Origin of the sequence: Bacillus sp. 22-7, from assembly GCF_010628845.1 — a bacterium.
In the GTDB taxonomy this organism is placed as follows: Bacteria; Bacillota; Bacilli; order Bacillales; family Cytobacillaceae; genus Cytobacillus; species Cytobacillus firmus_B.
Map to the genome: position 1 here is coordinate 79,195 of NZ_NJQY01000005.1, position 8,161 is coordinate 87,355.

The following is an 8,161-nucleotide window of genomic DNA, read 5'->3' on the forward strand; positions in this document are numbered from 1 at the left end:
TTAAAATGAGCAGCGTACAGAACAAAACAGACGTTATCTTAATTGGTGCCGGAATCATGAGCGCGACTTTGGGGTCTTTACTGAAAGAGTTAGCACCTGAATGGGAAATCAAAGTGTTTGAGAAGCTCGCCAGCGCAGGAGAAGAAAGCTCTAACGAATGGAATAATGCAGGGACGGGACATGCTGCATTGTGCGAGCTTAACTATACATCTGAAAAATCCGATGGATCAATAGATATCACTAAAGCAATTAATGTAAATGAACAATTTCAGCTTTCAAGACAGTTTTGGTCTTATCTTGTAGAAAACAGCCTGATTACCAATCCGCAGGACTTTATTATGCCAATCCCTCATATGAGCTTTGTTCAGGGGGAAAAGAATGTTTCGTTTTTGAAAAAACGTTTGGAAGCGCTGTCAGCTAATCCGCTTTTTCAGGGCATGGAATTTTCCGATGATCCTGAGAAACTGAAGGAATGGATTCCAGTGATGATGGAAGGCCGTACATCGGATGAGCCGATTGCAGCCACAAAAATCGACTCTGGGACGGATGTCAATTTCGGTGCATTAACGCGCATGCTGTTTGACCATTTAAAGAGCAAAAATGTCGATGTCCATTATAAGCACAGCGTTGAGGATTTGAAGCGTGCCGGCGATGGATCATGGAATGTAAAAGTGCGGAATATGGAAAGCGGCACAATCGAAAACCATCAGGCAAAGTTCGTCTTTATCGGAGGTGGCGGCGGAAGCCTGCATCTGCTGCAGAAGACGGGCATCCCTGAGTCGAAGCATATTGGCGGATTCCCGGTAAGTGGACTGTTCCTGGTCTGCAACGATCCGGAAATCGTCGAGAAGCACCATGCAAAGGTGTACGGAAAAGCCAAAGTGGGTGCTCCTCCAATGTCCGTGCCGCATCTGGATACAAGATTCATTGATAACAAGAAATCCCTGCTGTTCGGCCCGTTTGCCGGCTTTTCACCGAAATTCCTGAAAACAGGCTCCAATATGGACCTGATCAAGTCTGTTAAGCCGAACAATGTCATCACCATGCTGGCTGCAGGTGCAAAGGAAATGGCGCTGACAAAATATCTGATTCAGCAGGTTATGCTGTCCCATGAACAGCGAGTTGAAGAACTGCGTGAGTTCATTCCAAACGCAAAGAGCGAAGACTGGAGTGTCGTAGTGGCCGGCCAGCGTGTGCAGGTCATCAAGGATACACCTGCAGGAAAAGGAACCCTGCAATTCGGCACAGAAGTAGTCAGTGCGTCTGACGGCTCGGTTGCTGCCCTGCTCGGAGCTTCACCGGGTGCTTCAACAGCCGTTAATGTCATGCTTGAAGTATTGCAGAAGTGCTTCCCTGAGCAAATGGACGAATGGCATTTTAAAATTAAGAAAATGATTCCGTCCTACGGTATGTCACTATCTGAAAACCCTAAGCTGTTCCGTGAGATTCACGAATCCACAGCGCAGGTGCTTGGTCTCAGCGAAAAGGAAAAAAAGCAGGAGCTTGCTTATAACTGATTATAATAGGAACCCTCAGGCCGAATTCGGTTTGAGGGCTCTTTTTTTAGGATAAAAAAGCATCATTTTAACTTCGATAACAGTCCAGCTCCAGCGCCTTCCCCGTCGAGTTCACAAGCCAATCCTATGAATAGGCTTTTAAAAGCGATGCTGTCAGTCAGCCTTTTAAAGGCTGCGGTGAGGATGTTTCACATGAAACAACAGAAGTAGAAGCGAGTGCCAGACAGAAGCAAGCAATACTGAAAAGGAAGTTAGCGCATAAGCTTTGACCTAGGAATTTCTCTCAAACCGCAGCTGCAGCTGATTCTCTTCTTTTTCGTTACGAGTGTCATCCATAGTAGAGAGAACAATAAACCGGATAGTGGGAAGCTTTTTGAAAGCGTACCAGCCTCAATGGCTGGGTTTTTTACTGTAAAAGAACGTGTATGGCCCCTGCAACCCCTGCGTGCGCCATCCTGCAACCATTCCTATCTTTACTTTTGATCCAAAAAATTACCATAATGAGATGATCGATTTAGAGAAAGGTGATTGCGATTATGATTTTTGCCGAAAAGCTTAAGAAGGAGAGGAAAGAGAAAGGATGGTCACAGGAGGAACTGGCTGAAAAGCTGTATGTGAGCCGCCAGTCTGTTTCTAAATGGGAGAATGGGCAGAATTATCCCAGCATTGAAATCATTATTAAACTGAGTGATCTGTTTGGGGTTACAATTGATGAATTATTAAGGAGTGACGGGGAATTGACAGAAAAGGTAATAAAGGACAGCAGGCAATTGGCTTATCCAAGAATGAAGGTGTTCTTTGAGATTTTACTTTTAATCGGATTGGCTATGCTGCTCATTAAACTGGGCATTTTAGGCCTCAACAAATTTACATCGATTGAAATCTCTCTTCGCGGGTCATTTTTCTGGAATTTCGGTCCTCTGTTTTTAATGTTGGGCGGCGGAATTATCTCTGACGCATTAAAAAAGAAATATAAAAAGGAGTAAAGCAATCCTGCATTTCTGTGCATGGATTGTCGGGTTCACACCAGCGGCTCCTGCTATTCTTTAGATACAAGGAGGTCATCAATATGGATTTGCTGCAAAATATGAATCGGGCGATGAATTATATCGAAGAGCATTTAGCGGAAGAGGTTGATTTCAAAGAAGCGGCTAAGCTTTCTTATTGCTCGGAGTACCATTTTAAACGAATGTTTTCCTTTCTGGCCGGAGTATCGCTTTCCGAGTACATCCGCAGAAGACGGCTGACTTTGGCTGCCTTTGATCTGAAGGACCAGAGTGCTAAGGTCATTGAGGTAGCCATGAAATATGGGTACAGCTCGCCTGATTCGTTTACCAGAGCGTTCCAGCAGCTTCATGGCATCACTCCATCAGAAGCAAGAAGCCATGGCCACGCCCTTAAGGCTTATCCGCCGATGACCTTCCATCTATCTATTAAGGGAGGAACTGAAATGAACTATCGTATTGAAGAAAAAGAGGCGTTTCGAATTGTGGGCTTAAAGAAGCGGGTGCCGATTATTTTTAACGGCGTGAATCCGGAGATTGCCGCCATGTGGAAGAGCCTGAATGAAGAAAAGATTATGAAGCTCAAGAGTTTATCTGACACAGAGCCATTCGGCCTGATCAGTGCATCAGCTAATTTTTCTGAAGGAAGAATGGAAGAAAAGGGTGAGCTTGACCATTATATCGGGGCTGCCATTACAAAGGAATGCCCTGCGGGGATGGCATCACTTGAAATTCCGGCCACATCATGGGCAGTATTTGAAGCAGTTGGGCCGTTTCCGGAGACGCTTCAGAATGTATGGGGACGTATTTACTCAGAATGGTTCCCATCCTCTTCCTATCAGCAGATTGAAGGGCCGGAAATTCTCTGGAATGAAAGCAAAGATACGGCTTCACCGGCATTCCGCAGTGAAATCTGGATTCCGGTTGCAAAAAAATAGGACTCCTTAGCCTTAGCTAGTGGAGTCCCGCTTATTTATTCCCTCAGGCGATCCGGCAATCCCTGGATTGAGGACACAACAACATCCAGCTTGGCTTCGATCCGGTTCAGCAGGAAAAGCGTGACCACAATCGGGAAGCCGAGTTCGCTGATCAGGGTGACCATCTGTTCCATCATGCATGCTCCTTTCTATTCATCTATAAAAGAGGCCGGGTTCCAAAGAATCCGGCCTCTTATCCTTACATTAATTCATAATCTGTGACATTGCGCTCTACTAATCTGGCGCCTTTAGCAGCAACAAGGTCACCGCCATTGCCATCAAATGCATTTGCTGCAATGATCTGTTCCATCACTGCCTTCACAGCTGCCGGATCAATCGGCTCCTTCGGGCTGTCGACCGATAGCTTGGTTTCCTTGCCCAATTCTGTTTCAAATGTCATCTCAAGTGATTTAGCCATGTTTTTCACCTCCTGTTTTTTTTATCTTTCTCAGACATTAGCCTAAGATATCGAAGCTGTCGTTTCTGTTCAGCTGAGTCAGCGGGTAGCTTGATAATCCAGCGATTGCCTGTCCCACTGTGAAAAGCTGGTCCGCTGTAGCGGATTGCTTCACGCCGCTGTAGGTTTTTGATTTGTAAACCGGTTTTCCCTGCCCGTTAAGGCCTGTTTCAAAAACCAGGCGAAGCTTTGAATCAATGATGATTGCCTGTGCCATTCCTGCTCACCTCCTTTTCACCTATATAATCGAAATGAAAGCAGTAAAAAGACAGGGTGTTGATAAATTTTTTAATTACATTTGCTGAATTGTGTTCCTGAGTTTTGTCAGAGCGCCTTTTTTCCAGGCTTTTACCGCTGAAACTGTTACTTCATGCTGTTCGGCGATCTGTTTGACTGTCAAATCATCGAGGAAAGTCGATAGTACCCAGATGGTCTGATTTTTGGTGAGGCTGCTGCAGTAAGAAAGAAGCTGCTCTTCTTCGAGTGGCTGAGGTGTATAGGCTGTTTCCTCTGATGACCAGAATTCTTCACTCCGGGTGACAGTGCTGTTTTTTTGCGTACGGGTTTTTCTCAATTCATCAATCAGCTTCTGTTTAACAATGGAATAGGCGAATGTCAGAAACTTTCCCTTTGTATGATCAAATAGATTCCAAGCCTCCCAAAGCCGGATCAGGCCAATCTGAAAATATTCTTCCTGATTTTGATAGATGTTTAAAGATCGGATAATCTGGTGAATCATCGGCTCATATTGTGCTGCCAACTGTTCAAAACTCTCCATGAAAATGTCCCTTCAAGGAAAGCGCGCTCTCTGTGTATTCCCGGGTAGCTCAAACATAGCCTGACAGACAATTTTTTACGAATTGGGTAAAAGTCGTAATTGTTCTTTTACTACCCCTAAGTCCGGAGTTAAGGGGTCTAAGTCTGAAGTTAGGGGGTCTTACTCCCAACTTAGGGGGTGTTAACGTGTTTTTTTACTTTTTGTAAAAGAAATTTAGCGTGAAGGCATCTTCTTCTGTCGAAAACCCCATTTCATGCAATTCTTCAAAATAATTTTCTCTAAATTTCTTATTTACAATTCCGTAGAAATAGGCGACGGGCTTAGCAATGGCGCTGGTTTTCATTTTCCCGATCAGCTGTTTAAAAGCATGGATGGCGGTTTCTAAAATAGTGTTCAAATCTTGTTCACAATTGTTTTTATATGCTGCAAGTGAGGCCATTCTCCAAAACTCCTCAATTTGCCTGGCTTCTGAAAAAAAATACTTTACGGTGCTGGTAAATGATTGTGGTATACGGTCACTTGTATACGTGTGATCGAGGATGGTTTCGTTACGTTTAGTAATCTTTTGATTTTTATTAGTTTTAGGAAGATTGATAGTTTTATTAGGGTGGTCCATTTTTTCCTGCTTAGGTGGTTCACTCTTGGGAAAACGATTAAAAACATACAAGTTGCTGGACTGGGAACCGTTTTTTCTTTCTGTTTCATGAACGGTAAAAATACCGATTTCGGCCGCTTTGGCAATCATTCTTTTAAAAGTAGAGCGGGAGATGCCATTGCCGCTGTATTCAGTATGAATAGCTTTTAAAATGGTCCCGATCTTGGCATTGGAAACACCGGGAACCTTCGCGGCAAACCGGACAAGCCGTTTCAGCCCAACAAGTTCTCCCTTCGAAAAATCATTCTTATGTACGGCAAGCCACATTTCCAGATGGGCATTAAATTCCTGAAGATCTTTAAACTGAGAAAACTGTTCAAACTGGTCCACACGTCCTGATTTAAGATTCATATCTTTGCACCGCCCTTTCATCTCTGATAATCGAAATGAAAGGGAGAAAAAGACAGGGTGTTTGGGGAAAGCTGTGACAGAATGGTGAAAATCTATCTCCCCGCAGCCTGTGGCGGCTGTTCAAGCCATTTTTGCTTTATGGCAATCATCAGGCCTTTTCCGTAATAAAGGGACATATTTTTGCTGATGCCAAGCAGTTTCATGATTATATCTGATCTTAGGCTGGAGGTCATGGCCTGGCTGATCATGGTGAAGCAGAAGATTCCGATACAGGTGTTCACAAAGAACAGCATCATTTTCTCTGAAAAAGGAGGAATATCCACGTCATAGCGGGTAAGCTCTTTGGCAGAGGAAACCGGAATATATTCTTTGTCCATTACTTCCTGAAGGGATCGCAGCACGTCCTCGATCAAAGCCCTTCCTTTGCTGAAATGATCCCTCATTTCCTTTCTTTGTGAAATATGACTGAAGCTCGCAAAGATCTTTTTCGAGAATTGTGCCCTATGAATTAATCTTGATAGATTCGCAATTTCAGGGGCATTAAGCGCACGGGATCCGCCCTTAAACCCATTAAGGTATTGAATGCTCCGGGCAAAATCAATCCGGTCATCAAGCTTGATTTTGGGCGGTTTTGGGTAAATGCCCTTGGATAACATCAAATCCACAATTTCATTTTGAATCTTTAACGTGAACTTAAGTGTGATCTCAAAATAATCCCGGATATCTTTACGGGTGCTTTCACCCAGGGCGCTTGGATATGTATTCAATGAAAGCTGGGTAATATCATGGCAAAAAAATAAAATAAAATGATCGGAGAATACTTTTCCAGCATTTATATTTATATCCTCGTCCGTGAAACCGATGGGCACAGACATGCTCTCTTTATGAAAAAAATCCTGAAGCTGCTTTAGGTTTTTCCCGGACTGATGCAGCAGCCTGCCAACAATCTTTCTGACTTTGCGATCCTGTGCTGTTTGTAAAAAATAGGTAAAAAACTGCAGCTCCATGCTGTTTTTTAAATAAGATGACCAAATATTCGAGACTTCAGAGACCGTCAGCTCTTTAGAACGCACTGCCATCACTCCTTTTAGTCAAATTAGTGATATAAAAATACCTTCATGGTTCCTTTGCTGTCCATGGTAGCTAACAAAACATTATTAATTTCTGTCTGATAGAAACGTTCTAAATGGGCGATTAGCCATCTTTCGTCCTTTTGTATGGTTTGCAGCACTTTTTTATCCACTTTGCCTTCCTTAATAATGGTTCTTGGCATATCGAATGGTTCTGCATCTCTTTGCAGGAAAGCGGGTGTAATAGGTTCATATTTAGGATCCAAAAAGAAGGAAATGCTTCCGTTTGCTTCCCATAGAGCAAGCGCCACCTTTTTTACATCTTCTACTTTTTTCTCGCGTAATTCCTCCAGAAGCACATCAATGGAAATCCTTGCTTTATTTAAGCCCTTATAGATGATTTCTCCATTCTGTACGAGGGGGATGGGCTTGCTGTTTACCATCCTTCTAACCGCTGGCCATTTCAGGATGCTGAATAAACTGATCAGGTAAAGAACGACAAGTACAATGGTTGTAACAATTGAACCCTTTAGTCCCAGCTCCTCATCTGATAAGGGATGGGCAATAATATTGCCAATCACTAAAGCCATTACTAAATCCAGGAGTCTTAATTGGGAAATGGCACGCTGCCCCAGCACTTTGGCGACAATGACTAGGAAGAAATAAGCGATGACAGCCCTAAGTCCCCACTCCATAGCAGAAAGTGAGTGCTGACTCTGTAAAAAATCCATCTTTGGCACATCCTTTTACTGCGTAAAAAGTAAAGTGCAGCTTTATACAAGTGTTTTCCTATCCAGCTGCAAATATTCAAAAGGAAGGAAGCTTTGTAAATTATTAACAGTATATATATGATTTGTCTTTTTGAAAAACTAAGCGAAAGGAGGTTATCTATATGAAAAAATTCTTATTAATGCTTTTTCTATCTCTATCCTTCGTAACGTTAACGGGCTGCGGAAACGATGAAAAGCCTGAGGAAGACGAACAGGTTGAAGATGTGGAAGAAGAGGATGAAATAGGCGACGGCGAAGTGGATGATGAGTAATTAAGCTGGTTGGGTTTGAAATGGTGTGATTCGCACTGAAAGCGCAGGGAAGACCTGGTTAGAGTCTGAACCCAGTCCAACTTCGGACACAAAAGGCAGGAAAGCGCGAGTTAGAGTCAGAACCTGGGTCAACTTCGGACACAAAAAGCAGTGGAGCGCGAGCTAGAGTCAGAACCCGGGTCAACTTCGGACACAAAAAGCAGTGGAGCGCGAGCTAGAGTCAGAACCTGGGTCAACTTCGGACACAAAAAGCAGGGGAGCGCGAGCTAGAGTCCGAACCCAGTCCAACTTGGGACACAAAAGGCACAAC

The 8,161-nt window shown here is 43.6% G+C and carries 11 protein-coding genes; 4 read left to right on the forward strand and 7 right to left on the reverse strand.

Annotated features, from left to right (window positions below; all coding sequences use genetic code 11):
* Window positions 1-5 precede the first annotated feature (5 nt).
* The 3 genes from CE058_RS03875 (at window position 6) to CE058_RS03885 (ending at window position 3,459) form a co-directional block, all read left to right on the forward strand.
* A complete protein-coding gene (locus CE058_RS03875) occupies window positions 6-1,517 on the forward strand; it encodes a malate:quinone oxidoreductase (RefSeq protein WP_163140368.1) in 1,512 nt (503 codons plus the stop codon).
* A gap of 536 nt (window positions 1,518-2,053) precedes the next feature.
* The gene (locus tag CE058_RS03880; protein WP_163140370.1) at window positions 2,054-2,503 is read left to right on the forward strand and encodes a helix-turn-helix domain-containing protein; all 450 of its coding nucleotides are present in this window, start codon (window positions 2,054-2,056) and stop codon (window positions 2,501-2,503) included.
* A gap of 83 nt (window positions 2,504-2,586) precedes the next feature.
* A complete protein-coding gene (locus CE058_RS03885; protein ID WP_163140372.1) occupies window positions 2,587-3,459 on the forward strand; it encodes an AraC family transcriptional regulator in 873 nt (290 codons plus the stop codon).
* A gap of 35 nt (window positions 3,460-3,494) precedes the next feature.
* Here the strand turns inward: CE058_RS03885 and CE058_RS03890 are convergent, their stop codons facing one another.
* From CE058_RS03890 to CE058_RS03920, 7 genes are all read right to left on the reverse strand, one after another.
* A complete protein-coding gene (locus tag CE058_RS03890; RefSeq protein WP_048010265.1) occupies window positions 3,495-3,632 on the reverse strand; it encodes a YvrJ family protein in 138 nt (45 codons plus the stop codon).
* A gap of 65 nt (window positions 3,633-3,697) precedes the next feature.
* Window positions 3,698-3,916, reverse strand: a complete 219-nt coding sequence (locus tag CE058_RS03895) for a DUF2922 domain-containing protein (protein ID WP_048010266.1) — start codon at window positions 3,914-3,916, stop codon at window positions 3,698-3,700.
* A 37-nt stretch (window positions 3,917-3,953) separates the two neighbouring features.
* Entirely contained in the window at window positions 3,954-4,172 is a 219-nt protein-coding gene (locus tag CE058_RS03900; RefSeq protein ID WP_163140374.1) for a DUF1659 domain-containing protein, read from the reverse strand.
* Between the two features lie 75 nt (window positions 4,173-4,247).
* Window positions 4,248-4,733, reverse strand: coding sequence for a sigma-70 family RNA polymerase sigma factor (locus CE058_RS03905; protein WP_163140376.1), 486 nt, complete (start codon window positions 4,731-4,733; stop codon window positions 4,248-4,250).
* A gap of 193 nt (window positions 4,734-4,926) precedes the next feature.
* A complete protein-coding gene (locus tag CE058_RS03910) occupies window positions 4,927-5,739 on the reverse strand; it encodes a hypothetical protein (protein ID WP_163140378.1) in 813 nt (270 codons plus the stop codon).
* A gap of 92 nt (window positions 5,740-5,831) precedes the next feature.
* The gene (locus CE058_RS03915) at window positions 5,832-6,818 is read right to left on the reverse strand and encodes a DUF3231 family protein (protein ID WP_163140380.1); all 987 of its coding nucleotides are present in this window, start codon (window positions 6,816-6,818) and stop codon (window positions 5,832-5,834) included.
* Window positions 6,819-6,835: 17 nt separating this feature from the next.
* A complete protein-coding gene (locus CE058_RS03920; protein ID WP_048010272.1) occupies window positions 6,836-7,540 on the reverse strand; it encodes a DUF421 domain-containing protein in 705 nt (234 codons plus the stop codon).
* Between the two features lie 161 nt (window positions 7,541-7,701).
* Here CE058_RS03920 and CE058_RS24670 point away from each other — a divergent pair, with 161 nt between their 5' ends.
* Window positions 7,702-7,851 (forward strand): hypothetical protein, encoded by a 150-nt coding sequence (locus tag CE058_RS24670; RefSeq protein WP_175609151.1) that lies wholly within the window; start codon window positions 7,702-7,704, stop codon window positions 7,849-7,851.
* Window positions 7,852-8,161 lie beyond the last annotated feature (310 nt).

Bases quoted from the DNA above. Each gene is read 5' to 3' on its own strand.
- CE058_RS03875 (WP_163140368.1), top strand. From the start codon at position 6: ATGAGCAGCGTACAGAACAAAACAGACGTTATCTTAATTGGTGCCGGA.
- CE058_RS03880 (WP_163140370.1), top strand. From the start codon at position 2,054: ATGATTTTTGCCGAAAAGCTTAAGAAGGAGAGGAAAGAGAAAGGATGG.
- CE058_RS03885 (WP_163140372.1), top strand. From the start codon at position 2,587: ATGGATTTGCTGCAAAATATGAATCGGGCGATGAATTATATCGAAGAG.
- CE058_RS03890 (WP_048010265.1), bottom strand. From the start codon at position 3,632: ATGGAACAGATGGTCACCCTGATCAGCGAACTCGGCTTCCCGATTGTG.
- CE058_RS03895 (WP_048010266.1), bottom strand. From the start codon at position 3,916: ATGGCTAAATCACTTGAGATGACATTTGAAACAGAATTGGGCAAGGAA.
- CE058_RS03900 (WP_163140374.1), bottom strand. From the start codon at position 4,172: ATGGCACAGGCAATCATCATTGATTCAAAGCTTCGCCTGGTTTTTGAA.
- CE058_RS03905 (WP_163140376.1), bottom strand. From the start codon at position 4,733: ATGGAGAGTTTTGAACAGTTGGCAGCACAATATGAGCCGATGATTCAC.
- CE058_RS03910 (WP_163140378.1), bottom strand. From the start codon at position 5,739: ATGAATCTTAAATCAGGACGTGTGGACCAGTTTGAACAGTTTTCTCAG.
- CE058_RS03915 (WP_163140380.1), bottom strand. From the start codon at position 6,818: ATGGCAGTGCGTTCTAAAGAGCTGACGGTCTCTGAAGTCTCGAATATT.
- CE058_RS03920 (WP_048010272.1), bottom strand. From the start codon at position 7,540: ATGGATTTTTTACAGAGTCAGCACTCACTTTCTGCTATGGAGTGGGGA.
- CE058_RS24670 (WP_175609151.1), top strand. From the start codon at position 7,702: ATGAAAAAATTCTTATTAATGCTTTTTCTATCTCTATCCTTCGTAACG.